Consider the following 24824-nt stretch of genomic DNA (forward strand, 5'->3'; position numbering starts at 1 on the left):
ATCAAAGATGAGCCATCTCTGTTTGGGCCGGGCCGGCGCTGCGCGCCGGTTTAAGATTGCGCTGAGGTGTTTGAGGTACAGGTCTGTTCCTCAAATCACCCGTTCGATTGTGGGTGTCACGATTCGCCCGTGCGTCAAGGCCGCTCGTTCCTCGGACCTTGACCCACGGCCGAATCGCGGGGGCTGCTCTTGCCCAACCAAGTCCAATTCACTTTCTTCAAATATACCCCGCCGGAGGCATAAATCTCTTACCGGTGCGCCAGCACCGGCTCGGCCCAACGGGAGGCGACATATCTTTGATATGGCGGCGACGGGCGGGAGGGCTCCCTTAGCGAGAGAGCGCACGTTGGCGTTCGTTGCGGGCGCGCAGGCGGGGATCGGACTCGAACAGCGCGGCCAATTGTTCAGTCATCGCCCCGGCGAGTTGTTCCACATCCGTGATCGTCACTGCCCGATCGTAATAGCGCGTCACGTCATGGCCGATCCCGATTGCCAACAATTCCACAGCGCGGCGTTTTTCGATCATCGTGATCACATCCCGCAGATGTTTTTCAAGAAAGCTCGCGGGGTTTGCGCTCAGCGTGCTGTCATCCACCGGCGCGCCATCGGAGATCACCATGAGGATGCGCCGCGCCTCGGGCCGGGCCATCAGGCGGCGTTGCGCCCATTCGAGCGCCTCGCCGTCAATATTTTCCTTCAGCAGACCCTCTTTCATCATCAGCCCGAGATTGGGCCGCGCGCGCCGCCATGGGGCGTCCGCCTGTTTGTAGATGATGTGGCGCAGATCGTTGAGGCGGCCCGGTGCCGGTGCGCGCCCAGCTTTCAGCCATTCCTCCCGTGACAGGCCGCCCTTCCATGCTTTGGTCGTAAAGCCGAGGATCTCAACCTTCACCTGACAGCGTTCCAGCGTCCGGGCCAGAACATCCGCACAGATCGCCGCGATGGAGATCGGACGCCCGCGCATCGAGCCTGAATTGTCGATCAACAAGGTCACCACAGTGTCCCGAAACTCAGTGTCTTTCTCCTGCTTGAACGACAGCGGCGTCGTCGGATTGGCCACCACACGGGCGAGCCGCCCTGCATCAAGCGTGCCTTCCTCCAGATCAAACAGCCATGACCGGTTTTGCTGAGCCTGAAGCCTGCGTTGCAGGCGGTTGGCAAGGCGGCTCACGGCGCCTTTCAGCGGGTCTAGTTGCTGGTCGAGATAGGCGCGCAACCGGTCCAGTTCATCGGGGCTGGCCAATTCGGTTGCGAGGATTTCCTCGTCATGCTCGGTGGTGAACACCTTGTAATCTGGATCGGCGTCGGAAATGGGGGGCGGGGGCAGATCGGCAGGCGGCTCCCCGTCGAAATCCTCTGCTTCCTCGCCCATCTCCGCGTCCTCGGAGTCCTCAGAGGACATCATCGCCTGCGCGGCGTCCTGATCCTCCTCTCCCTGATCGTCGGATTGTTCGTCCTGTTCGCTGTCGTCGTCCTGTTCGTCGCCGCCATCGCTGTCGGGGTTTTCATCGGGTTCATCGGCGGCGGCATCCTCGTCCGCCTCCTCGGCCTCATCCGGGTCGTCGCCCAACTCCTCCCCATAGCCGAGATCGTCGATCACCTGACGGGCGAATTTGGCGAAGGCCGTCTGATCGGCCAACACATCGTCGATACTCTCGAAACTTTCGCCCGCTTGTCCCTCAAGGAACCCGCGCCACAGGTCGAGCACGTTTTGCGCACCTTTCGGCAAATCCCGCCCGGTGGCCAATTGGCGCACCATATACCCTGCCGCATCGGCAAGTGGGGCCTGCGCGGCCTCTGTGATGTCGGCAAAGCCCTTGCGGGTCGCTTCCTGATCAATCTTGGCGTCGATATTGGTGGCACAGCCCGGCATCGCGCGCATACCAACGGATTCGCAGCGCGCGGTTTCCATCGCTTCGTAAAGCGTGCGGGCCATGTCGCCCTGCGGGGTATAGCGGGCATGGGTCGCGGGGTTGTGGAAGCGTTCGCGCAGTGCGATGGCATCCGCCGCACCCCGCGCCTGCAACACCTCATCGCGGGTCATGCGGCGGGTCACCTGCGGAAGGCGCGCCGCGTCATTTGACATGCCCGGCGGATCAACGGAATAGCTGACCGAAAGGTCCGGGTTGTTGGCGAGCGTCCGCGTGGCATCCGCAAGTGCTTTCTTGAACGGATCTGCCGGATTATCGGATTGGTTCGCCATACTGCCCTCGGATGTTGCGTTTTGGGTCGCGCGGGTAATCAACGTGCTCATACCAACAAGGTCAACGCCTCTGCCAGTAGATTAGTGCGATTGGCGGCTCGAAAAAGCGAAAGGGCCGGAAAACCGGCCCTTTACCATCCTGTTTTTGAGCCCGTTGTGATCAGGCAAAAACCATATCGTCAATCGCACCATCACCATAGAGGTAGACCGTGTAATACTCACCTTCGCCCAAAGCCGCGATGGCTTCATCCTCGTCGGTGGTGGTCGTGTTGGTGTAATCATAGGCGCCTGTTGAGTAGTCATACGAATAATTCTGCACATAGTAGGTGCCGTCACCATATGTGTAGAACAAGTCATAATCGTATGTATTTGAGTTGTTGTCGCCACCAAACGAGATGATCTGAACCAGATCATATGAATAGTAAGTTTCAACGCCGTCGTCGTTGAAGATAATTTCAACCTCTTCAAGGTCGATATTTTGACCGTCATCAGCACGGATTGTGGCGCTCGTGTATTCGTATGTGTAGTTATAGTAATAAGGGTCATCCGTCGGGCTCGAGTAGTTCACACCCATTTCGTTGTCGCCATCACCATTACTGTCGTGAATAGGTACGCCAAGGTCACCGTTATTATAGTAGTAATAATAGTTATCAACGCCGGTATACATATCCATGGTATATCCATCTTCGGTATAGGTGCCGTAGATATACTGATAGTAGTAATAGTCGTACTCGTAGCTGGTCGTCCAAGTTCCGCTGTCGAAATCAATCACCGTCCCTTGGCTGAAGGGGTTGTTTTCCAACGCGTTGTCGAGACCTTTTTGCGCGTTGTCGTTCGGGGCATTGCGCGCGTTTCCATTCGCGAAATTGTCCTGAGCGTTGTCGATTGCGGGGAGATCGTCCTTACGTCCTTTGGCCTTACCCATGGGTGGCACTCCTACGATTCCTCAAAAGGGGGATTTGAGGGGCAGGGGCGGGGGCGCCTCTGCTACTGTGCTGTAGGGTTGTCTATCCATGTATACATGTCCAACAAATTCCGCCTAGTAGTATGTGAATACATTTTAAGGTTGTGTGCGGGCGGAAAGGCTTCCTTGAAATGCAACCTTAAGTGGATTGACGGCTACATCACGCGCTGGCTGGCCCGTGCTGGCCTGACACAGAATGCGTCCACCACGCACGACTTGCGCGGCCCTATCTTGTGTCGTCGCGCAAACTTGCCGCGGGTGACCTGCGAATGGGGGGCGGCGTCATTGGACATGCCCTTCGGAATAGCTGACCGACAAACCCGGGTTGTTGGCAAGCGCCTATTTGAACGGATCAGCTAGGTTGTCGGAGTGGGTCATTGTGGATCACCGAGCCATTTGACAAAGAAATGATTTCGGAAAAATAGGATCGGTGCGCTGCGGTCAGCGCGATCAAGCTCGTAAAGGCTTCGTACCGTGCCCGGCCCCAACTGGTTTATCGCCCTGAGAATATCATTCACCGGTGCTTGGTGAGGGACAAGGATGTATTGGCCGCTGGGCAACTGGATTTCCGCATTGCGGCTTTGGATAACGGGATAAGCAGTCGGATAATGCGTCGCAAGATCCCGATCCGGTCTAAACCGGGTTGCAAACACAGCGGCGAGCGACCTTCCCCCCCCACGCAGTGTTCCCTCCGGATAGACCAAGACGGCCGGATCGCACATATCGAGTTCAGAAATACCACCATTTGGTAAGTCACCATCCGGGACAACTTCCATCGTGCCGCCTGCGTCGAGAATGGTGAAAAGTTGGACAAACAGGGGCTGATCGAGCGTGATGACCGATCGCGCTCCATCGCCGATCTGGACGGTTTCAAGCGTGTCTTGCCACGCCCGGCACGCGCTGACAAATGCCTGTCGTTCCTCTTGCGTGACGGCGGCCTGCCCCAATGAAATCTGCTCTGCGCGCGTTAGATCATCCTGCGACACCGCAGCCAGAGGCAGCAGGGCGAGGGTCAGTGCTAAGGCAATTACGCGCATGGAGAGACCTCTCATAGGGCATGGAAGAGCCGAGTTAGCCCAAGCTCACACTCGCAGCACTCTCCGGCAGTTCTTCGTCAAAGCAGCGCTGGTAGAATTCGGCGACCGTTTGCCGCTCCAACTCGTCGCATTTGTTGAGGAATGTCAGGCGGAACGCGAAGCCCACATCGCCGAAGATGCGCGCATTCTCTGCCCACGCAAGCACCGTCCGGGGGCTCATCACGGTGGAGATGTCGCCTTGCATGAACGCCGTGCGCGTCAGATCCGCGACCGTCACCATCCGGCTCAGCGTCTGTTTGCCCGCGGCATCATCATAGGTCGGGTTTTTGGCCGCGATGATGGCGGTCTCTGCCGCATGGGGCAGGTAGTTCAGCGTCGCGACAAGGCTCCAGCGGTCCATCTGGCCCTGGTTGATCTGCTGCGTCCCGTGATAAAGCCCGGTCGTATCGCCAAGGCCAACAGTGTTGGCCGTCGCGAAGAGGCGGAAATAGGGGTGCGGGTGGATCACCTGATTCTGATCGAGAAGCGTCAGCTTCCCGTCTTTCTCAAGCACACGCTGGATAACGAACATCACATCGGGGCGGCCCGCGTCGTATTCGTCGAACACGATCGCAACCGGGTTGCGCAGCGCCCATGGCAGGATGCCTTCCTGAAATTCGGTGACCTGCGCGCCGTCTTGCAGCTTGATCGCGTCCTTCCCGATCAGGTCGATCCGGGAGATATGGCTGTCGAGGTTGACGCGCACGCAGGGCCAGTTCAGGCGGCTGGCAACCTGTTCGATATGCGTGGATTTCCCGGTGCCGTGATAGCCTTGGATCATCACGCGGCGGTTGTGCATGAACCCGGCGAGGATCGCGAGCGTCGTGTCGCGGTCGAACTGATAGGTGCTGTCGAGGTCCGGCACACGGTCCGAGCCCTGCTCGAACCCTTTGACGATCATGTCGCTGTCGATGCCGAACGCCTCACGGACGGATACATCTTTCGTCGGCTTATCCGCCATTTCCATTGCGCCATCCGCCATTGCCATCACTCCTATCGCTGCCGCTCCGGGCTGTCCCGTATCGGGCGCCTTTCTGGTATATATGCTGGTGGCGTGCAAGGGCGAGTGTGGGTCGTTGGATTTGCCGATCTGACCAGCGTGGCACGGGCGTTGAGGTCAGATCGGGCATAATTGGGATGAGGGGCAGGGCTGCTATCAGCCCATCGTCTGTGCGGTCAGCCGCCGCGACGCGATCAGGGTCGCGACAATCGCCAGCGTGCAGGCTTGCCCCGACAGGACGGCAGGCCAGATCTCCGGCAAGGCAGGGTCGAGGAATTTTTGAGGGCCAAAGCTCAACAAGGTGAGCAATGCGGCCGCAAGGCTCAAGCCCCGGGCGCCCGCAGCCTCATGGCTGACCTGCCGCAGCGCGGCAAGGGCAATCCCGATCACCACCGCAAGAAAGGGCGCCATGGCAAACAGAGCGATGGCGCGGGGCGGATGCGGATCAATGTCGAACAAAAGTGCGGCAAGCATGATCCCATGAAGGGCCGTGATCACGATCAGGGCCGGCGGAACAAGAGAACGGGTGAGGGGCATCGGAGGATTCCTTTTCAATAGTGCCGTACCGATGGGTACGGCTTGCCTTTATCCGTACCCATCGGTACGGTTTCTGTCAACAGGAGTCTTTGAATGACCGATAAAGAGAAACGGGCGGATGAAATCCTCGATGCGGCAATGGCCATCCTCGTGGAAGAAGGCTGGAAAGGGGCAAGCATGGTTGCCATCGCGCGCCGCGCAAACGCGTCGAAAGAGACGCTCTATGCATGGTTCGGCAATCGGCAGGGGCTGTTTGAGGCGCTGATCCGCCGCAATGCCGGGCAGGTGGATGCCGCCCTGTCAGCCGAGGGACCACTTGCCGAGGTCATGGCACGGTTCGGCACGGCACTGCTTGATCTGCAATTGGGCGAGGGGGCGCTGGCGCTCAACCGGGTGGCCATTGCGGATGTGGGCCGCGACCCGAGCCTTGGGCGGCTCCTTGTAGAAACCGGGCGTGGCAAATCCCTGCCCCTGCTCGCCGCCCATCTGGGGCGCGCCGTTGAGGAAGGGACCGTCATTCTGGATGATCCAAAACAGGCGGTGGAGGATTTTCTGGGCTTGCTCAAGGGCGATCAGCAGATCGTGCACCTTCTGGGCGCGGGCCAGCGCCAAGACCATGAAAAACGGGCCGCACATGCGACCCGTCAGTGGTTTCGGCTCTACGGAACAGCGCCTATTCCGGGATGAACCGGCTTTGCCGCAGGTGTTCCCAAGCCTGAACGACCTCCGCGAGCTTTTCCTCATCGTCCCGGCGACCACCATTCATATCGGGATGAAGGTCTTTCACGAGGCTTTTGTAGACCTTGCGCAGTTCCGATTTGGTGAGGTGATCCTCCGCGCCCATGACGTTGAGCGCGCGGCGGTCCTCGGGTGGGAGGCGGCGGCGCGGTTTGGCCGGGTCCCCTGCTGCCCGGCCCCGGTTGATCGTCGCGTTCTCTCCCAACGCCTCATGCGGATCATCAAAGCCGAAGCGCTGCCACGCGCGCCCCTCGGGATGGCCGGTGGCCCCATTCGCCGTATCGGCGCCCTTCATCGACCATGTGGGCCGGTCCCAGAGCTTGTCCCGGCTCATCTGCTCTTCCAGCTCGTCGGGTGAATGGTCGCGGAAGTAATTCCAACGGGTGTTGTATTCGCGGATATGGGTTTTGCAGAACCAGTAGAAATCCTCGACATTGTCGGGGGAACGGGGCGCGCGGAATTGGCCCGGCTCCTGGCACTCGGGATGGTCGCAAACCTTGGTCGAGCTGTGGACAGCCCCGCTCATGCCGCGCTTGCGCGCGCGCTTCTTCTTGTCCGCCGCGGCGGAGATGTTAAATCCAAAGGGATCAGGTTTGGCCATGTGAGAGATACACCTTAGCTGCTGGCAGTTGGGTAGGGGCCATAATCTTAAACCATATGGCGGGGAGGGAAATCCCTAACCGCGAAAAAAGGAAAAGGTGCGATATGCGCGTGGCAGAGCAGATAGAGTTGAAGTTGAAGGACGCGTTTGCACCCACGGCCCTTGAGGTGGTGGATGAAAGCCATCTGCATGCGGGCCATGCTGGTGCGCCTGAAGGGGGGCAATCCCATTTCCGGGTGACGATTCGCGCAGCAGAGTTCGCCGGGAAATCCCGCGTGGCCCAGCAGCGCGCGATCTATGCCGCGCTCAAGGAGGAAATGGCCGGTCCGATCCATGCGCTGGCGCTGGATGTCGGGGCCTAAGAGATTTCTTGCCTCCGGCGGGGATATTTTGGGGAAAGTGAAAGCGGATTAGCGCGCGCCCTTGCGGATGGTCCAGATATGGGTGCCTTCCGTCTCTTCCGTGGTGAGGAGCGCGTGGCCCTGATCCGCGACGGCATGGGGGATGTCGATCACCGCGACGGGATCGGTCGTCGTGATCCGCAACACCTCCCCCGGTGCCATGCGGCGCAAGGCCTTTTCCAGTTTCAGGACCGGAAGAGGGCAGATCAGGCCTATCGCATCAATCTCGATCATCCGAAATCGGTAGCCCCGTTGCGCCGATATGTCCACGCGGATGTGATCGGGCGGGAGGTGACGCCGCGCGCGGGAGGCATTAGGACAGGGGGAGGAGGAGTGTGATGTTTGGTGCAGAGGCATTTCTGGATGCGTCCCTAGGGCTCGCGATGTTGATCGCGCTGGCCGCAGGCATCATGTCCTTTCTCAGCCCTTGCGTGTTGCCCATCGTGCCACCCTATCTTGCGTATATGGCCGGGGCATCCATGGATGAGATGACCGCCCGCAATGATGCCGCGATGCGGCGGAAGGCGACTCTGTCGGCTCTGTTTTTCGTGATGGGTCTATCGACCGTGTTCCTGCTGATGGGCACGGCGGCGAGCGCCTTTGGCCGCTCTATCCTGCAATATCAGGACATTTTTGCGAAAGTGGCCGGTGTCGTCGTGATGGTGTTTGGCCTGCATTTTCTGGGCATCCTGCGCATTGGCCTCTTGTACCGCGAAGCACGGTTTGAGGCGAAAAGCGGCGGCAGCGCGGTGGGGGCTTATGTGCTGGGTCTTGCCTTTGCCTTTGGCTGGACGCCCTGCATCGGGCCGATCCTTGGCATGATCCTGTCGCTGGCCGCACAGGGCGATTCGGTGGGGCAGGGGACAGCGCTGCTCGCCGTTTATGCCGCTGGGCTTGGTATTCCGTTCATATTGGCTGCGTTCTTCATCGGGCCGTTTTCGCGAATGATGAACCGGTTCAAGCAGCATATGGGTATGGTGGAAAAGCTGATGGGGCTGATGCTCTACACCATTGGTCTGATGATGCTGACGGGCGCGTTTTCGGACTTTTCGTTCTGGCTGCTTGAGGCCTTTCCGGCGCTGGCTGTGATCGGCTGACACCTTCGCCATTTCTTTACCAAATTCACCCGATTAAAGAGGCGTATGGACGATGATACGCCCCTATCCTCTGCCCCGGTGGTGCGCCGCCGGAAGGTGTTTTTCGTGCCCGGCTTTGATCCGCTGGGCGCGCGGCGCTATCGTGAACTCTACCGCAAGCAGGGCCGCCAGCAGGCCGAATGGGCAGGCTATGCGCTGACCGTGGAGGGGCGTCCCGGTAAAGGGCCATATGGCTGGACGGCACGGGCCAGTATGGATGGGGTCGAGACGGAGGCCGATATCGCCTTTCTGGAATGGGCCGATATCGTGAAAGGGGCGATGAATGTCTCCATCCCCCGCTCCTATGCGCAATTGGCGCGGACCCTGTGGCTTTATCTCTCGTCCGGGGCGCTGATCGCGCTGATCCGGCTGCGCTATATCCCGATGCTGATCGCGCTTTATCCCGCTGTGATCCTGACGCTGTACCTTGTCGTCTGTGGCATGATCGGCTGGGGTCTGGCGGAGGGACTGGTGCTGTTCGGGTTGTCATGGCTGCTGGCCGGACCGTTCGGGATCGCGGTGTTTTGCGCGCTGATGCTGTTTTTGCGGCGCAAGGATGGCAAGCTCTATGTTTATTACCTGATGAGTGACTATGCCTATGCCGCCTCCGAAGGGGGGCGGATGCCGCGGGACGTGGCTGAACGGGTCGCGTCATTCCAAACTCGGATCGAGGCGGCGCTGGCCAGTGATGTCGATGAGGTGCTGATCGTTGGTCATTCAAGCGGGGCGCAGATCGCGGTGCATCTGGCCGCGCGGGTGACGCGACCGCAGAATGGCCCGGAGCTTGCGCTGCTCACGCTGGGGCAGGTGATCCCGATGGTCAGTTTCCTGCCCACGGCGCGGGATTTGCGCGGTGATTTGCAGCGTGCGAGCCTACGGCCTGATCTGTGTTGGATCGACATCAGCGCGCCGTCCGATGGCGCCTGTTTCGCGCTTGCCGATCCGGTGGATGTGAGCGGTGCCAGCCCTGGTAAGGATGTCAAACGCTGGCCGATTGTCGTGTCAGCGAAATTTTCGCGTGCGCTGTCGGAGCGGCAGCATCAGGAGCTGAAAGGCCGGTTTTTCACCAAGCATGTGCAATATCTGCGTGCCTTTGAGCGGGTGCAGGATTACGATTATTTTGCCATTACCGCCGGGCCGATGACCCTGCGAGAACGTTTCGGCTGGCGGGGGTCAAGTGCGGGGGCGGTGTGGGACGTGATGTCCCCGCACCGGGATATGGAGTGATCCCGCCAAAGCCCGAGAGCCGCCCTAAATCGGCAGGCGTGTTGGAGCGTCTGCGGCGGTTTCGCGGGGATGTGTTCGCCTCTCAACCTGACAGCCTTTACGACGCGTGGATGGCAGAGCAGCGGACGCCGTTCTTCCGCTCTTTCCTCGTCAATGAGCCGGGTCTGTTGCGCGATGTGCTGAACGCGCCCGCAGATGAGATGCCCAAGCATGATTTGCTGCGCTCCGCCCTTGGGCCGCTTTTGGGTAATTCGGTTTTTGTGTCGAACGGGCCGGATTGGGCGCGGGCGCGGCGGATCATCGATCCGGCTTTTCAGGGGGCAGGGCTTGCCGCGCTGTTTGAGCCGATGCGCGGCGCGGCGGAGGCGACGGTGGCGCGGCTCGACAGCGGGGAGATGGAGCGCCCGATGTCGCATCTGACGGCGGATGCAATGTTTCGTACGCTGTTCTCCCGCCCGATTGAGGACGCGCAGGCGCAGGCCGTCTTCGAGGCGTTTCGCGCCTATCAGCGCGCGCAGCCGCTGTTGTCTCCGCTGGATCTGGTGCGCGCACCGCGCTGGATGCCCCGACCGCGCCCAAGGGGGGCCGCGGAGGCCGCAAAAATCCGCGCCCTGATCCATGAGATGGTCACCACCCGCGCAGCGGAGATTGCGGAGGGTCGCGCACCCGACGATCTGGCGACACGTTTGATGAGCACGCCCGACCCGGTAGAGGGGCGCTGTTTCACCCCGGCGGAGATGGTCGATCAGATCGCCATTTTCTTCCTCGCAGGCCATGAAACGAGCGCCTCGGCGCTGGCATGGGCCATCTGGCTTCTGGCGGCCCACCCGGAGGTGCAGGCGCGCGCGGCGGCGGAAGCCTTGGCCCTGCCCCCGCGGATAGAGATGCGTGATTTGCGGGCCGCGCCGTTTTTGCGGGATGTGTTTCGCGAGGTGTTGCGCCTCTACCCTCCCGTGCCGATGATGCTGCGCCAAACAGCGCGGGCGACGCGGTGGCGCGGGCGGGCTGTGCCGCGTGGTGCCATGGTGATCCTGTCGCCATGGCATGCGCACCGGCATCGGCGCATCTGGCAGCATCCCGACCGGTTTGATCCGGATCGCTGGCAGGATGACGCACAGGACAGCGCGCGGCGCGGGGCCTATTATCCGTTCAGCGCGGGGCCACGCGCCTGCCCGGGGGCGGGTTTTGCGATGATGGAGGGAGTGCTGACGCTCGTGCTGATCCTGCGGCGGTTCCGGCTTGATACCCTCGACGAACAGCCGCCGGAGCCGGTGGCGCATCTGACCCTGCGCGCGAGAGACGGGATTTACGTCGCGCTAGCGCCGCGCGCCTGAAGCTCTTTCAACACGAACACACGAATGGCGGAGGCCAGCCCGGTGTCAGCATCCCGGGCAGTGTCGATCTGTGAGACAAGCGCATTGATCGGGATGTTTTGCGCCTTGGCGATCTGGCGAAAGGCCACCCAGAATTCCGGCTCAAGAGAGATTGACGTGCGGTGGCCATTGAGCGTGACCGAATGCTTTTCGGGTCGCATCCTAGCGCTCACGCTTGTGCTGGTCGTGGAGTTTGGCCACACGGGCGGCCTCATCGCGGCGCAGGGTTTTCGCGGACTTCGCCTCCCCGTGTTTTGCCGAGGACACATCCGCCGCGTCGCGCGCCGCCGCGCGGGCGCGTTGTTTTCGGGCAGTGCGCAGATTGATGAGCTTGGCCATGCGCCGAGTGTAGATCGGGCCGCGCGCATGGGGAAGCGGAAGGGTGCCTCCGGCGGGAGGTATTTAGAGAAAAAAGAAAACGGGCGGGTGCGCATGGCCCCGCCCGGTTCAGTAGATGGCCAGTGTTATTTCGGGCCAAGCATATCCTTGGGCTGGACGACACGGTCGAAGGTTTCGGCATCGACGAAACCAAGATTGATCGCCTCTTCCTTCAGGGTGGTTTTGTTTTTATGCGCGGTTTTCGCGACCTTTGTCGCGTTGTCATAGCCAATCTCGGGGGCGAGGGCTGTCACCAGCATCAGGCTTTCCCACATCAGTTTGCTGATCCGGTCCTCATCGGCCTGAATGCCAACGACGCAGTTTTGCGTAAAGCAAGTGGAGGCATCGCCCAGAAGCTGCATGGATTGCAGGAGGTTGTAGATCATCATCGGCTTCATGACATTCAGCTCAAAATGGCCCTGCGAGCCCGCAAAGCCGATGGCCGCGTCATTGCCCATGACATGCGCGCAGACCTGCGTGAGCGCCTCCACCTGTGTCGGGTTCACCTTGCCCGGCATGATGGACGAGCCCGGCTCATTCTCCGGCAGGATCAATTCGCCAAGGCCGCAGCGCGGGCCGGAGCCGAGCATCCGAATGTCGCAAGCGATCTTGTAGAGGGATGCGGCGACGGTTTTCAGCGCACCCGACATTTCCACGACCGCGTCATGGGCGGCGAGGGCTTCGAATTTGTTCGGGGCCGTGACGAAGGGCAGGCCGGTGATTTCTGCCATATGGGCGGCGACCTTTTCGGCAAAGCCCGGCTTGGTGTTCAGCCCGGTGCCGACGGCGGTGCCACCCTGTGCCAGCGCGTAGATGTTCGGCAGGGCGGCTTTGACGCGTTTGATGCCCTGCTCCACCTGATACGCATAGCCGCCAAATTCCTGACCAAGGGTCAGCGGTGTTGCGTCCTGCGTGTGGGTGCGGCCGATCTTGATGATGTCCTGGAACGCCTCCGCCTTCGCCGCGAGGGCAGCGTGCAGCGTCTCAAGACCGGGGATCAACACGTCACGCGCGGTCATCGCGGCGGCGATGTGCATGGCCGTGGGGAAGGTGTCATTCGAGGATTGCGAGCGATTGACGTGGTCGTTCGGATGCACTGGTGTCTTGGAGCCGATCGTGCCGCCCAGCATTTCAATCGCGCGGTTCGCGATCACCTCATTGGCGTTCATATTCGACTGGGTGCCGGAGCCGGTTTGCCACACGACCAGGGGGAAGTTGTCATCAAGTTTGCCTTCGATCACTTCCGTCGCGGCAGCCGCGATGGCATCCGCAAGCTCCGGCTCCAGGTTGCCAAGATCCCGGTTGGTGAGGGCCGCGGCCTTTTTGATCACGCCAAGCCCACGGACCAGCGCCACGGGCTGCTTTTCCCAGCCGATGGGGAAGTTCATCAGGCTGCGCTGGGTTTGCGCGCCCCAATACTTGTCAGCGGGGACTTCGAGAGGGCCGAAGCTGTCGGTTTCGGTGCGGGTCTGGGCCATGGGTCGCTCCTCATGCGTTGAGTTGCGCAACCTATAGCGCCGATGCGACCGGTTTTCCAAGTGTATACCGATGTATGCGGCGCGATGCCCCGGCTAGGATTTGCGGAACGTGTCGAGGCTCACGACCTCGGCGCTGCCTTCAGGCTTGGCAGGTTTGGCGTCATCGTCCGGCAGGTCCAGTTCATCGTCGTAGAACTCCTCTTCCAGCTCGTCATCAGAGGGATCAAAGCGCAGGCCGAATTCCACCGACGGATCGACAAAGGTTTTGACCGCATCGAAGGGGATCACCAACGGTTCGGGATTATTGCCGAAATTCAGGGTGATGGTGAAATGATCGGGTTTCACCGTGAGGTTATCAAACCAGTTTTGAATGACGATGGTCATTTCCTCGGGATAGCGTTCCATCAGCCAATCGGCAATTTCGACATCCGGGTGTCCAGTGTCGAATGTGATGTAGAAATGGTGATCTCCCGGCAACCCGTCTGCCGCGACCCGTTCCAGCACCGACGCCATCAATTGGCGCAGCGCGTCATGCATCAGGCGTCCATAGTCAATCTTGCTCATGCGGTCGGGCCCTTTGGTCTGCCTGACCTGACCATAAACGATTCGAGCCGGGGGTGAACCCGATTCCCAAGATTTTGCGCGGAGGGTGTAAGTGCAGGCTTCTGTTGCCAGGTGCCTGCGAACCCCGCCTAAGGCTGCTAGGCCCTAGGACTTAAGTTTCGGTATTCGGCACTGCTTACGCAGCGACTGCAACCGGAGCACTGTTGTCATTTGCAACTGTACAATTCGAGCCGATAACGGTGGCATCCTGCCGAGCAAAAGCTAACACCTTTAGACGTCCGTCTATCCTGTTTCGGCCCCAAGCCCCTGCAAATGACAGGATGTGTTGGTGGAGCCGCCGGGTACCGCCCCCGGGTCCGATCCGCTTATTACGCGCGCGTTTATTGCCATAGTCCCCCCGAAAGAGAACAATCGAGATATAGGAGATCGCGCGAGCCACTTCAACACCACGCTTCCACACGCCCAGATTGTAAAATGCAATCCGACGCCACGTTTTCGGTTGAAACGAATTTACATATTGCAATCGTTCTTTACCGTCTTTTCTAAAATCAACGGGGAGACTCACATGAGAACGGTATTGGCATGGGCGATGGCAGCGATGCTGCTGGGCGCCGGGGCAACTGCGCAGACCGTGACGGTCTACACGGACAGGACAGTGCGGGGACTGGTGCCGATCCTGCAAGCCTTCCAGCAGGAGACGGGCATCAATGTGCAATTGCGCACCTTCAAGGAGGACGTGCTCGACCGCCTGCTTGACGAAGATGACCAGTCGGAGGCCGATATCTACATCACTGCCTCGATCGGTAACCTCGATGAGGCCTATCGCGCCGGGCTGACCCAGCCCATCACCAGCCCCGCGCTTGATGCGCGTGTGCCAGCGCGGTTTCGTCAGGAAGATAACCACTGGTATGGCGTGACGCTGCGCACGCGAAACCTCTATATCCGCACGCAACGCTCGAATGATCGTTCGCGGATCACCTATGACGATCTCGCGACGCCGCGGTTTGCGGGCCAGATCTGCATCCGGTCGGGCAAACACGCCTACAATATCGACTTGATCGCGGCCTATATCGTGCATTACGGACGGGAGGCCGCGCGGGATTGGCTCATCGGGATGCGTGAAAACCTTGCCCGCGTCCCGCAGGGCAATGACCGGGCACAGATGAAGGCCGTGGCGGATGGCATCTGCTCCATCGCGATTGGCAACTCCTATTATTACGGTCTGGCGCACAGCAATCTGCGCCAGCGCGAATGGGCGGAGCAGATACAGCTTGTGTTCCCATCCTTCCCCAACGATGGCACCCATGTGAACCTGTCAGGCATGGCGATGCTGACAACGGCGGATAACGTAGATGCGGCGCGGCGGTTCATGGAATTTCAGGTCGGTGAAATCGCGCAGGGTATCTACAACCGGGAACTCCATGAATTTCCGATCAACAGCGATCTAGGCTCGGCGCAAATCTATGGAATGCCGGTCAATTTCGTGCCGGACAGCATCTCCATCCAGCAGATTTCCAATGCGCAGCGTGCCGCGCGGCAATTGGTGGATGAAGTGCAGTTCAACGATGGTCCGCAGGGGAGCTGAGGATGATTTGCGGGGCAAGCTCGCGCAGCAGCTTGCCCCGGATCAGCGCCGGATAATCCTCAAACCCGTTGCGCGCCTCTATCAGAAACGCGCCGGGTCCGGTGATGACATTCTCACGATAATGCGCCACCGGGTCAGGCTCGGCCCCCGCGATCACCAGCGCGTTCACGGTGATCCCGCGTGCGGCGAGTGCGGGCCACATGTCCCGCGCGGGCGGGCCATCATTGCCAACCCCGTCGCCTGAAATATCCACTACCGAATAGGCGCAAGACACCGGCAGCCGGTCAAATTCGTCAATCGCCTTTTCCAGCGCCTTGCCAATCGCTGTCGGAAAGTCGCTATAGATACGCCAATGCTGGCTGAGCCGGTCGGCGAAGGCGTCGATCTCCTCCACCGTTGAAAGGCGGGTCCAGCCCACGATCAGATCCTGCTGCACATAGCCGGACCATTCATAGACCATCGCCTGCACCTGCGTGCCGGGAATGGCGAGGATCATCTCCTGAATTTCAGGATCGCGCAGCGCCTCCACCAGTCCCAGAAGCTGGATGTCATATTCCCATTCATTGACCGAGCTTGAGATATCAAGCGCCATCGCGAGCGCCAACCGGCAGGGCGGCTCCTGCGCCTGTGCGGTCAGGGGCAGGGCGGCAAGGCAAAGCGGGATAAGCTGTTTCATCGCAAGACCACCTGTATCGCCAATTCCCGCAGGAGTTTGCGCCGCATTGCGCGCGCATAATCGGTGTAATCGCTCGCCACTTCGGTAAAGGCGCCGGGGCCACGGATCACGTCCGCGATATAGAATGCGGTGATTTCCGGGCTGGTGTCGCCACCCACAATCAGCCCGTTGATGATCGTGTCCCCCCAATCAAGCCGCGCGTTCACATCCTCCACGCGCGGGCCCGCATTGGGCAAGCCGTCACCGGAGATATCGACCACCACCCGCCCACAGGCTGGTGCCAACATGGCCTGCGCATGGGCCGCTTCCAACGCACTGCCGAGTGCTGTCGGGCCAAAACTGAACCCGCGCTCATGGGTGCTGAGCCGCGCCACCACACGCGCCACCGCCGCATGGTCCGTCAGCATCGTCCAGTCGAGAATTCGAAACCGCTCCTGCGGGCCGGACCATTCAAACACGCTGATGGCGGCGGGCGCACCGGGAAGGGTGAGCAGGTCCAGCACCTCCGGGTCGGTCAACGCAGAGATGATCCCGTCCATCTGCAACCGGTATTCGCGCCCATCCACGGATTGAGAGACATCAAGCGCCAACACCAGCGCCACGCGGCATTGCGCGATGGCCTGCGCGGGCAGCAGCAGGATCAGAAAGGCAAGCGCCAGCCTCACTCGCTCAACGCGCCGAGCATCATGTCGGGCAGCAATTCGCGGATCAGTTTGCGCTCCATCACGTCACCGAAATCCTCGAACTGTTCGGCATGTTCGACAAATGCGCCAAAGCCGCGGATCACGTTGCGGCTGTAATAGGTCTCCATCTGGCGCTCCCGCCCGATCGCCAATGCGTTGACGGTGATGCCCGTCCAGTCCCGCTCCTGATAGGCGCGTGCGGGGGCCATGCCGTCATTGTTGATGCCATCGCCCGACAGGTCGATGGTCCATTCGGTGCAATTGGGGGATTCGTTCAACAGCGCATAGCCGAACAACAGCGCGTTGCCGATGGCGGTGGGCTGGGTTCCGGCGGATCGGGGATGGCGGCGGATACGCTCGGCCACCTGATCGAGCTTGTCGAAACTGTCGATCAGAATCCATGGCTGGATCAGCGTCTGTTGCCGGGAGCCGGACCATTCATAGATCGACAGCGCCACCGGCTCCATCATGCCGGGCAGGAAGGCCCCGCGCACGCCCTCGTCCTCAAGCGCGCGGGCCAGCCCCTCCTGCTGGAGGAAGTATTCCCGCTCATCGACGGAACTGGAGATATCCAGTGCCAGCGCCAACGCCAGACGACACTGGGCGAGCGCTGGGGTGATCGTGACCACCCCAGCCAGCACAAGCGCACACGCGCCTTTGACCCAAGCCCTTACCATTCGCCCGTGTTGGGCATGGAGGCCCATGGCTCCTGCGGGGGCAGGTGATCGCCTTCTTGCAGAAGCTCGATGGAAATCCCATCGGGCGAGCGGACAAACGCCATATGCCCGTCACGCGGCGGGCGGTTGATGGTCACGCCCGCATCCATCATCTTTTGGCACATGTCGTAGATATTGCCGACGCGATAGGCGAGATGCCCGAAATTGCGCCCGCCCGTATAGTCCTCCTCACTGCCCCAGTTATAGGTCAGTTCAACAGCGGCATTGTCCTGACCGGGCGGAGAAAGGAACACGAGGGTGAATTTGCCCTTTTCATTGTCGATCCGCTTGGTCTCCTCCAAGCCCAAAAGATCGCGATAAAAGCGTTTGCTTTCGTCGATGTCTTTCACACGAACCATGGTGTGCAGATAGGTCAGCATTGAGCGTCCTTCTTTGTCGGTGTTGCCTGTCCAACCTAAGGCTTCCTCCGCCAAGGTCAAAACCCGATTGCGTGAGGTCCGGGCAGCGTCGCATTTCCGCAATACAACCTTTGCGCTACTGTCATAGAGCGCGGCTATGGCTGAGCACAGTTGGCCCCAAGGCAACCGCCCGGGCCCGTTCAGCATGGAGCATTCAATGGATCGCAAGGCAATCATCAACGACCCCAGCTATGGCAACAAGGCCGAAGCGTTCGAGGCGTTCGACGACATTCCCACCAACCCTAACCTGCAAACCACCATCGGTGACGTGATCAACCAGCGCTATGGCCGCCGGGATGTGTTGCGCGGCGTGCTTGGCGTTTCCGCCGCGACGGCCCTGTTCGGCACCTCCGCCCTTGTGGCACCCAAGCAGGCATCGGCGATGGGGCATGGCGACCGGTTCAAGTTTGAAGAGCTGGCATGGGGCAATGACGCGACCCACCACATCGCGGACGGCTATAACGCTGACGTGCTGCTGCGCTGGGGCGATCCGATCACTGCGGATGCGCCTGAGTTCGACGTGATGAACCAGACGGCAGAAGCGCAGCTCAAGCAGTTTGGCTACAACAATGATTATGTTGGTTTCGCCCCGCTCAATGCCGAGGGCACCCGTGGCCTTCTGTGCGTGAACCACGAATACACCAATGAAGAAGTGATGTTCCCCGGCCTTGGCCGTCAGGACCGCGACGGGTTCAAGGGCATGACTAAAGAGTTGGTCGATATCGAAATGGCGGCCCATGGCGGCACCGTGGTCGAGATCGCGCAAGGGGCGGATGGCAAATGGTCCGTCGTGCGCGATGGCCAATACAACCGCCGCATCACGCCGCTGAACACGGAGATGACCTTCTCCGGCCCGGCGGCAGGCCATGACCGGATGAAAACCAATGATGATCCGACCGGCATGTCCGTGATCGGCACGATCAACAATTGCGCAGGCGGCATGACCCCTTGGGGCACCTACCTGATGGCCGAGGAAAACTTCCACGGCTATTTCTGGACCGATAACGTGGATGCCGAAGGCAAGATCGTGATCGACGAGACCAACCCGGAAGCCGCGTCCTATAAGCGTTACGGCGTGCCGGGCCGCTGGTATGCCTGGGGTCAGCACTATGACCGCTTCAACATCGACAAAGAGCCGAACATGCCGAACAAATACGGCTGGATCGTCGAAGTGGACCCGACCGACCCGACGGCCAAACCGGTCAAGCACACAGCACTTGGCCGTTTCCGTCATGAGGGCGCAGAGACGACCGTGGCGTCTGACGGCAAGCTCGTCATCTATTCCGGCGACGATAACCGGTTTGATTACCAGTATAAGTATGTGTCCGATGGCGTCGTGACCGATGACAAGGCCGCGAACTCGCGCCTTCTGTCTGAAGGTACGCTTTATGTCGCGCGCTTCGATGCCGATGGCACAGTCGAGTGGCTGCCGCTGGTGCATGGCAATGGGCCGCTCAATGCGCTCAACGGGTTCAACGATCAGGGCGATGTGATGATCGACACGCGGATGGCAGCGGATCTCTTGGGGGCCACTCCGATGGACCGCCCGGAGGACGCGCAGCCGCGCGGCGACGGCACGGCCTATATCATGCTCACCAACAACACCCGCCGCAAACCGGGGGATGAGAACGCCGCAAACCCGCGCGCCGACAACGCGTTCGGCCATATCATCGAGATCAAGGAAGAGGGCGGCAACCATTCCGCAACCCGTGGCACATGGGACATCCTTGTAAAATGCGGTGATCCGGCAGTGGCCGAAGTCGGGGCGCAATGGCATCCCGAAACGTCAGAGAACGGCTGGTTCGGCTCCCCCGACAACTGCGCGATTGACGCCGATGGGCGGCTCTGGATCTCCACCGATCAGGGCGGCAACTGGGGCAAGACCGGCAAATCGGATGGCCTTTACTCGCTGGAAACCGAAGGGGAGAAGCGCGGGCATTCCAAGCTCTTCTTCCGCTGCCCGGTGGGTGGGGAGCTGTGTGGCCCCTATTTCACGGACAATGCCGAGACGCTGTTCCTTGCCGTGCAGCACCCCGGCACGGACGGCACCCGCGATCTGGTCGGGTTCGAGCGGGACTCGACCTTCGAGGATCCGGCAACCCGTTGGCCCGATTTCGACCCCGCAATGCCGCCGCGCCCGTCTGTGGTGGTGGTCACCAAGCAAGGTGGCGGTAAGATCGCTGTCTAACGTTTCTGCGTGAAACAAACCGGGGCTGCGGGAAACCGTGGCCCCTTTTTGTTTGGAACAGAGGGACGCGCTCTCCCTCGGGTGGGCGCTGATACAGGTGTGCGGATCGGTTTATTTCGCCGTATCGACCGACGCGCGCCACTGTTTGATCGGTCGCGATGCACCCTCCCATGGGGGAGGGAGGGCGCGGCCCGGCGGCTTCGCCTTGGTTCCGGGCCATTAGGGGCTCCCGGCCTTGGCTCATACCACATATAGTGTCCCAAAGAATCGCGAGGAGCCGAGCCATGTCCATCACCCCAGACCAACAAGCCGAGATTGACGCCCTGCGCGCCACCCCGCGCCCGACGCTGCGCGCGGTCAGTGAGGGCATGGAGAAACACCTCTACACGGCCATCCCGGTGCTGGATCACGGGTTCATCCGGGTGATCGACTATATGGGCGACGATGCTGCGATCACGCAGGCCGCGCGCGTCAGCTATGGCAAGGGCACGAAGGCGGTGCAAAACGATGAGGGGCTGATCCGTTATCTCATGCGGCACTGGCATTCGACCCCGTTTGAGATGTGCGAAGTAAAATTCCACGTTAAACTGCCCGTGTTCGTCGCCCGCCAGTGGATCCGGCATCGCACGGCGAATGTGAATGAATACTCGGCGCGCTATTCGATCCTTGACCGCGAATTCTATATCCCTGAGCCGGACAAGCTCGCCGCGCAAAGCACGGTGAACAATCAGGGCAGGGGCGCTGTGTTGCAGGGGGAAGAAGCCGCGCGGGTGCTGGAGATGCTCAAGGCCGACGCGGGCCGGTCCTATGACCATTACGAGGAGATGCTGTCACAGGATGGGCAGGATGGTCTGGCGCGCGAATTGGCCCGGATGAACCTGCCTGCCAATATCTATACCCAATGGTATTGGAAGATTGACCTGCACAACCTGTTCCACTTCCTGCGCCTGCGCGCCGATGCCCATGCCCAGTATGAGATCCGCGCCTATGCGGATGCGATGTGTGGGGTCACGAAAGACTGGGTGCCCGCCGCCTATGCCGCGTTCGAGGATTACCGGATGGGTGGCGTGAACCTGTCCGCGAAGGGGCTTGAGTGCGTCAAACGGATGCTGGCAGGCGAGGCCGTGACCCAAGAGACGAGCGGCATGAGCAAGGGCGAATGGCGCGAGTTTGAGGGGATGTTGGGGCGGTAAATGACGCATTCCTATCCGCCAACACTCGAGAAAGTCATACCAAGGCCGCGCGCAAGTCCGCCGATTGGGAAGTTTGTAATCGGTGATTCTCGTACAGGATATAATAGAGTGGTAAGCGCTGATGAAATACTTATTCAAGCGGCAACACTACAAGATGAAACGGAGTTAGAGATCCGCATCTCTCGACCAAGCGGTCAGCCAGAAATCGGGAAGCTTATTTTTGGGAAAATAGGAAGAGTTGTTCGACATCTTTCGACTTCTGTGGATGCTGCTTTTCGGGAAAATGTGTTTTGGCGTGTCGGTCTCGGTGAATGCAGTTGCAGTTTTTATAAATGTAAAATTGGAATTATTGAATTTGACAGTCGTGCGAAAACTGTCGAGCTAAAGAACTGCGAAATTGGTCAAATCGAATTTAAAAATCAAAAGCCGGTCGATAATCTAAAAGTTGTCATAGAAAACTGCTCGATTGGCACATTTTTATTCCCGCGCGAACTGAATGCGCATTCAATAGAGATCAAGGGAAGTACCACTTTTGACAGAAGTGTCGTTTTGGGGGGAATTGAAGAAGTGCTTTTAAAGGGGTTTAAAGCCCCTAATCGCGCCTCTTTCGCTTATTTGGCAGATTGGGCCAATAGGAGGAACGATTCTGCATTAGCTCACATCGCTCGACGAAACGAGCTTGCCATAGAGCAGGTACAAGAGACGGGATTGACCAAGAGGATCCTTTGGTTTTGGGGGTTTTTCTCCGATTTTGGATTCTCACCAGTTCGGCCGCTTTATTGGCTATTGCTACTGTTTGGTCTGTCTTTTGTGTTGATTTTGCTTACTGGCGCTAGTGTCGCTTTGTCAGATGCGCAGTTAGTAGGGTGGCGGACGAGTTTGGTGCTGTGCGATCCTTGGAGCGGGTTGCGTATCGCGGCAGTTGGTGCGCTTGAACCGGTGATATCTCCGTTCGCGACCCTTTCCTCGCGGCGGATGGTCGTACCAGACTCGTCGTGGGTTGCTGCGTTTCAAACCTTTCAGGGTGTTTTCTCCGCGGGGATGATCCTCCTATCAGGGTTCGCAATTCGTCGGCGGTTCAAGGTCTCCCAATAGGACTGGAATCAAGGCGAAGCCGCCAGTCCAGCGGCCGTCCGACCCGCAGGGCGGCCGCTTTTCGGCGGTCGGGTAAAGCGGCATGGTCGGGCTGGGCGGCGCGATAAAGTGTTTCGCGGCAAGGTCAGCGCGGCCCCCCTTCGGACGGCCACCGGACTGGCTCAGCATTTGCCCATCCCAAACAAAAACCCCCGATGCCATGGGCACCGGGGGTTTTCTTATCTCATCTCCTGCGCGTCAGGCGCGCAAGGCGTCGATCAATCGACGGCGGACAGGTTGGTCGCGGCGGAGCGGCCATCGCGGCCCTGCTCAAGCTCGAACTCGACCTTCTGGTTGTCGGCAAGGCCGGACAGGCCAGCGCGCTCAACAGCAGAGATGTGCACGAACACGTCCTTGCCGCCATCATCCGGTGCGATAAAGCCGAAGCCTTTAGTGGTGTTGAACCATTTTACGGTGCCAGTGGCCATTCCCGTATCTCCTCATAAACCCCGCCCACGAAATGCGGCGGTGTGGTGCAGCAGGCGCTTCAAAGTCTATCCGGCTGCCGTTATGTCTAGGAGGCGGTCGTAAGAAGTCTGTTTCACACTGCACACATGGGGGCAAAGCCATACAAATGCAAGGCTTGTCTGCGTGTGCACACTTCTTGACATATTTGAGGGCGGATCGTTACCTCGCCGCAATCCAGCGGCTCGGAGGGCTTCATGACACCAGATATGGCACCTGCGCGCGGCCTTTGGCGCGTCATGATCAATATCGGTCTGGGCTTTTTGGTTGCCTTTCCCCTTACAACCCTCCTGTCGCCCTTGAGCACGGTCCTGTCCATGGTGTTGTGCGCGGTTTTTCTGGTTGGCGGGAGTGTCGGGGCAGGGCTGCACGCCCGGCACCGGCTTGGCCAGTGGCGCAGCACATCGGTTTTGTTTGGGCTGGGGCTGGTTGGTTGGGCTGTTTTGAGCCTCATGTGGTCGATCAACGCGGCTGAGACGCGCGCCGGCCTCATTGAAGTGTTGGGGCTGATTGTGTTTGCCGGCCTGTTCTTCATCGCGTTTGAACGGATCGCGGTGGAAACGCAGGCCCGGTTTTGGGTCGGGCCGGGTCTGCTGGCGCTGTTGGTGCTGTCCTTTGGGCTCGTGATCCTGGATCGCTACACGCTCGTTCTGCATCATCTTCTGAACATATCTTTTGACGGCTATCATCGGCACAATTCGGCGATGATGGTTTTGACCGTCCTGATCTGGCCGATGGTCGGACTTTTGGGCGAGCGGACGATCGCGGCCCTTGGGCTGATTGCGCTCGGACTTGTTGCGAGCTTTTACACCAGCAGCATGTCGGCGCAGGTGATGATGTGCGCGGGAACGGTCGTCTATGGACTGTTTTTGATCACTGGTAAGTCGATCGTCCGACCACTGATGGCGTTTTGCGTTTTGGTCTATCTGGGAATGATCTGGGCCGGACCGGGATTCGAGAGCATCTTTGCGCGACTGCCAGAGAGCCTCTCTGTCGCCGCGATCACCGCGCGGATCGACATATGGACCGCCGTTCTACAAGGGCTGTTTGAGCGGCCGCTGCTGGGATATGGTTTTCACAGCAGCCATCTGATCCCCGAAGTCCCCTATGTGACGGAATTGGGCGCATGGGCCGCAGAAACGTCCACGCATCCGCATAACCTGAGCCTCGCCTTATGGTTTGAGATGGGTATTGCTGCGTTTGTGCTTGGGCTTGGTTTGTTGGTGTCTTTCCTCAAACCCTTGCAATCCATGGCGCCGCGCGAGGGCAGCCTGTGGATGATCGCGATCGCCGCCGCCCTTGGTCATATGGAAGTGGGGCGGTATCCGTGGATTTCGTGGTGGCAATTCGGACTGCTTGCGACCGTCTTAATCGGCATGCTGATCCTGCGCCGAGGGGCGATCCGGCTTTAACCCCTTTTTTTCGCTTAAGGAGACGTCATGATTTTCATTGGCCTCAAAACCTGTGACACTTGCCGCAAGGCGCGAAAGGCGCTGGATGCCGCCGGAGTGTCTTACGACGCCGTGGACATCCGCGCCGATGGCCTGACGGAAGCACAGATCGAAACGATCATCGCTGGCGCAGGGCGCGCGGCGGCAATCAACACACGCTCCACCACCTGGCGTGGCTTGACCGAGACTGAGCGTGCGCAGGCGGGCGATGATGCGAGCGCGGTGCGCCTCCTGATGGCCCATCCGACGCTGATGAGGCGGCCCGTTATCATGGCGGAGGACGCGATCCATCTGGGCTGGACGCCTGCGGTGCAATCGAAGCTTGGTCTTTAGGCTGACGCATCAAAATTGCGCACAACCCCGCGTCAACAAACAAGAAAATGACGCACTGCAAAAAATGACATTTCTGCGAAAAAAGCGGTTGCGGGCCCAAATGATTCTCCATATACACCGCTTCACCGGAGGCGACGCGCTACACAGCAACGACGCAGACGGGACGCTCCAAAGCGAAATTGGCCAGGTGGCCGGTTCAGCCGGAAGAGCAGCTCTTTGACATATATATCTTTGATGAAGGGATATGTGGGCGGTTTTGGTTAGGTCTTTAGGGATCGATTGAAGAAGTTTGCATATCCGGCACT

General features: G+C 59.9%; 27 protein-coding genes and 1 other RNA gene. 11 read left to right on the plus strand and 17 right to left on the minus strand.

Annotated elements, in window-relative coordinates; all coding sequences use genetic code 11:
- Positions 1 to 328 precede the first annotated feature (328 nt).
- From cobT to FHS89_RS08385, 5 genes are all read right to left on the minus strand, one after another.
- Positions 329 to 2203, minus strand: coding sequence for a cobaltochelatase subunit CobT (cobT, locus tag FHS89_RS08365; protein ID WP_184010634.1), 1875 nt, complete (start codon positions 2201 to 2203; stop codon positions 329 to 331).
- Positions 2204 to 2363: 160 nt separating this feature from the next.
- Positions 2364 to 3128, minus strand: coding sequence for a hypothetical protein (locus tag FHS89_RS08370; RefSeq protein WP_184010546.1), 765 nt, complete (start codon positions 3126 to 3128; stop codon positions 2364 to 2366).
- 413 nt (positions 3129 to 3541) lie between these two features.
- Positions 3542 to 4204 (minus strand): hypothetical protein, encoded by a 663-nt coding sequence (locus tag FHS89_RS08375; RefSeq protein ID WP_184010548.1) that lies wholly within the window; start codon positions 4202 to 4204, stop codon positions 3542 to 3544.
- A gap of 34 nt (positions 4205 to 4238) precedes the next feature.
- Positions 4239 to 5225, minus strand: a complete 987-nt coding sequence (gene cobS, locus FHS89_RS08380; RefSeq protein WP_184010550.1) for a cobaltochelatase subunit CobS — start codon at positions 5223 to 5225, stop codon at positions 4239 to 4241.
- A 174-nt stretch (positions 5226 to 5399) separates the two neighbouring features.
- Positions 5400 to 5780: a hypothetical protein gene (locus FHS89_RS08385; RefSeq protein ID WP_184010552.1), complete on the minus strand. Its 381-nt coding sequence runs from the start codon at positions 5778 to 5780 to the stop codon at positions 5400 to 5402.
- Between the two features lie 93 nt (positions 5781 to 5873).
- On the opposite strand from FHS89_RS08385, the gene FHS89_RS08390 reads away from it, so the two are divergent.
- On the plus strand, positions 5874 to 6467 hold the full coding sequence (locus FHS89_RS08390; protein WP_184010554.1) for a TetR/AcrR family transcriptional regulator: 594 nt from the start codon (positions 5874 to 5876) through the stop codon (positions 6465 to 6467).
- Here the strand turns inward: FHS89_RS08390 and FHS89_RS08395 are convergent.
- The gene (locus tag FHS89_RS08395) at positions 6454 to 7119 is read right to left on the minus strand and encodes a J domain-containing protein (protein ID WP_184010556.1); all 666 of its coding nucleotides are present in this window, start codon (positions 7117 to 7119) and stop codon (positions 6454 to 6456) included. The genes FHS89_RS08390 and FHS89_RS08395 overlap by 14 nt on opposite strands.
- A gap of 104 nt (positions 7120 to 7223) precedes the next feature.
- Between FHS89_RS08395 and FHS89_RS08400 the strand changes: the two genes are divergently transcribed.
- Positions 7224 to 7481, plus strand: coding sequence for a BolA family protein (locus FHS89_RS08400; RefSeq protein ID WP_184010558.1), 258 nt, complete (start codon positions 7224 to 7226; stop codon positions 7479 to 7481).
- Between the two features lie 48 nt (positions 7482 to 7529).
- Here FHS89_RS08400 and FHS89_RS08405 read toward each other — a convergent pair whose 3' ends face one another.
- Entirely contained in the window at positions 7530 to 7754 is a 225-nt protein-coding gene (locus FHS89_RS08405; protein ID WP_184010560.1) for a sulfurtransferase TusA family protein, read from the minus strand.
- 104 nt (positions 7755 to 7858) lie between these two features.
- Between FHS89_RS08405 and FHS89_RS08410 the strand changes: the two genes are divergently transcribed.
- Genes FHS89_RS08410 through FHS89_RS08420 form a run of 3 tightly spaced genes read left to right on the plus strand, consistent with a single transcriptional unit; the run spans position 7859 to position 11217 of the window.
- Positions 7859 to 8617 (plus strand): cytochrome c biogenesis CcdA family protein, encoded by a 759-nt coding sequence (locus FHS89_RS08410; RefSeq protein ID WP_184010562.1) that lies wholly within the window; start codon positions 7859 to 7861, stop codon positions 8615 to 8617.
- A gap of 45 nt (positions 8618 to 8662) precedes the next feature.
- Positions 8663 to 9883, plus strand: a complete 1221-nt coding sequence (locus FHS89_RS08415; RefSeq protein ID WP_221229328.1) for a hypothetical protein — start codon at positions 8663 to 8665, stop codon at positions 9881 to 9883.
- The gene (locus FHS89_RS08420; protein ID WP_184010564.1) at positions 9880 to 11217 is read left to right on the plus strand and encodes a cytochrome P450; all 1338 of its coding nucleotides are present in this window, start codon (positions 9880 to 9882) and stop codon (positions 11215 to 11217) included. Before FHS89_RS08415 ends, FHS89_RS08420 begins: the two co-directional genes overlap by 4 nt.
- Here FHS89_RS08420 and FHS89_RS08425 read toward each other — a convergent pair.
- The 5 genes from FHS89_RS08425 to ssrA all read right to left on the minus strand — a co-directional run bounded on the left by FHS89_RS08425 (position 11190) and on the right by ssrA (position 14124).
- Positions 11190 to 11417, minus strand: a complete 228-nt coding sequence (locus FHS89_RS08425) for a ribbon-helix-helix domain-containing protein (protein ID WP_184010566.1) — start codon at positions 11415 to 11417, stop codon at positions 11190 to 11192. The genes FHS89_RS08420 and FHS89_RS08425 overlap by 28 nt on opposite strands.
- 1 nt (position 11418) lies before the next feature.
- Positions 11419 to 11595: a DUF4169 family protein gene (locus FHS89_RS08430; protein WP_184010568.1), complete on the minus strand. Its 177-nt coding sequence runs from the start codon at positions 11593 to 11595 to the stop codon at positions 11419 to 11421.
- 125 nt (positions 11596 to 11720) lie between these two features.
- Entirely contained in the window at positions 11721 to 13112 is a 1392-nt protein-coding gene (gene fumC / locus FHS89_RS08435) for a class II fumarate hydratase (protein ID WP_184010570.1), read from the minus strand.
- Positions 13113 to 13205: 93 nt separating this feature from the next.
- On the minus strand, positions 13206 to 13676 hold the full coding sequence (locus tag FHS89_RS08440; protein WP_184010572.1) for an SspB family protein: 471 nt from the start codon (positions 13674 to 13676) through the stop codon (positions 13206 to 13208).
- 90 nt (positions 13677 to 13766) lie between these two features.
- Positions 13767 to 14124, minus strand: a transfer-messenger RNA (tmRNA) gene (gene ssrA, locus FHS89_RS08445).
- Positions 14125 to 14241: 117 nt separating this feature from the next.
- Between ssrA and FHS89_RS08450 the strand changes: the two genes are divergently transcribed.
- Positions 14242 to 15261: an extracellular solute-binding protein gene (locus tag FHS89_RS08450; RefSeq protein WP_184010574.1), complete on the plus strand. Its 1020-nt coding sequence runs from the start codon at positions 14242 to 14244 to the stop codon at positions 15259 to 15261.
- On the opposite strand, the gene FHS89_RS08455 is transcribed toward FHS89_RS08450, so the two are convergent.
- From FHS89_RS08455 to FHS89_RS08470, 4 genes are read right to left on the minus strand one after another with little or no spacing between them, the layout of a single operon-like run.
- The gene (locus FHS89_RS08455) at positions 15236 to 15937 is read right to left on the minus strand and encodes a DUF1194 domain-containing protein (protein ID WP_184010576.1); all 702 of its coding nucleotides are present in this window, start codon (positions 15935 to 15937) and stop codon (positions 15236 to 15238) included. The two genes, FHS89_RS08450 and FHS89_RS08455, sit on opposite strands and share 26 nt — an antisense overlap.
- Positions 15934 to 16602: a DUF1194 domain-containing protein gene (locus FHS89_RS08460; RefSeq protein WP_184010578.1), complete on the minus strand. Its 669-nt coding sequence runs from the start codon at positions 16600 to 16602 to the stop codon at positions 15934 to 15936. Before FHS89_RS08460 ends, FHS89_RS08455 begins: the two co-directional genes overlap by 4 nt.
- A complete protein-coding gene (locus tag FHS89_RS08465) occupies positions 16599 to 17297 on the minus strand; it encodes a DUF1194 domain-containing protein (RefSeq protein ID WP_184010580.1) in 699 nt (232 codons plus the stop codon). Before FHS89_RS08465 ends, FHS89_RS08460 begins: the two co-directional genes overlap by 4 nt.
- Positions 17291 to 17716 (minus strand): VOC family protein, encoded by a 426-nt coding sequence (locus FHS89_RS08470; protein WP_184010582.1) that lies wholly within the window; start codon positions 17714 to 17716, stop codon positions 17291 to 17293. Before FHS89_RS08470 ends, FHS89_RS08465 begins: the two co-directional genes overlap by 7 nt.
- 196 nt (positions 17717 to 17912) lie before the next feature.
- Here FHS89_RS08470 and FHS89_RS08475 point away from each other — a divergent pair, with 196 nt between their 5' ends.
- The 3 genes from FHS89_RS08475 (at position 17913) to FHS89_RS08485 (ending at position 22231) form a co-directional block, all read left to right on the plus strand.
- On the plus strand, positions 17913 to 19943 hold the full coding sequence (locus FHS89_RS08475) for a PhoX family protein (protein ID WP_184010584.1): 2031 nt from the start codon (positions 17913 to 17915) through the stop codon (positions 19941 to 19943).
- Positions 19944 to 20227: 284 nt separating this feature from the next.
- Entirely contained in the window at positions 20228 to 21136 is a 909-nt protein-coding gene (gene thyX, locus FHS89_RS08480) for an FAD-dependent thymidylate synthase (protein WP_184010586.1), read from the plus strand.
- Positions 21137 to 21244: 108 nt separating this feature from the next.
- Positions 21245 to 22231, plus strand: a complete 987-nt coding sequence (locus FHS89_RS08485; RefSeq protein WP_184010588.1) for a hypothetical protein — start codon at positions 21245 to 21247, stop codon at positions 22229 to 22231.
- 257 nt (positions 22232 to 22488) lie between these two features.
- On the opposite strand, the gene FHS89_RS08490 is transcribed toward FHS89_RS08485, so the two are convergent.
- Entirely contained in the window at positions 22489 to 22698 is a 210-nt protein-coding gene (locus tag FHS89_RS08490; RefSeq protein WP_184010590.1) for a cold-shock protein, read from the minus strand.
- Positions 22699 to 22932: 234 nt separating this feature from the next.
- On the opposite strand from FHS89_RS08490, the gene FHS89_RS08495 reads away from it, so the two are divergent.
- Positions 22933 to 24147, plus strand: a complete 1215-nt coding sequence (locus tag FHS89_RS08495; protein ID WP_184010592.1) for an O-antigen ligase family protein — start codon at positions 22933 to 22935, stop codon at positions 24145 to 24147.
- A gap of 27 nt (positions 24148 to 24174) precedes the next feature.
- The gene (locus FHS89_RS08500) at positions 24175 to 24519 is read left to right on the plus strand and encodes a Spx/MgsR family RNA polymerase-binding regulatory protein (protein WP_184010594.1); all 345 of its coding nucleotides are present in this window, start codon (positions 24175 to 24177) and stop codon (positions 24517 to 24519) included.
- The last annotated feature ends 305 nt before the right edge of the window (positions 24520 to 24824 follow it).

The sequence above is a fragment of the Rubricella aquisinus genome (assembly GCF_014199445.1).
GTDB classification, from domain to species: Bacteria; Pseudomonadota; Alphaproteobacteria; order Rhodobacterales; family Rhodobacteraceae; genus Rubricella; species Rubricella aquisinus.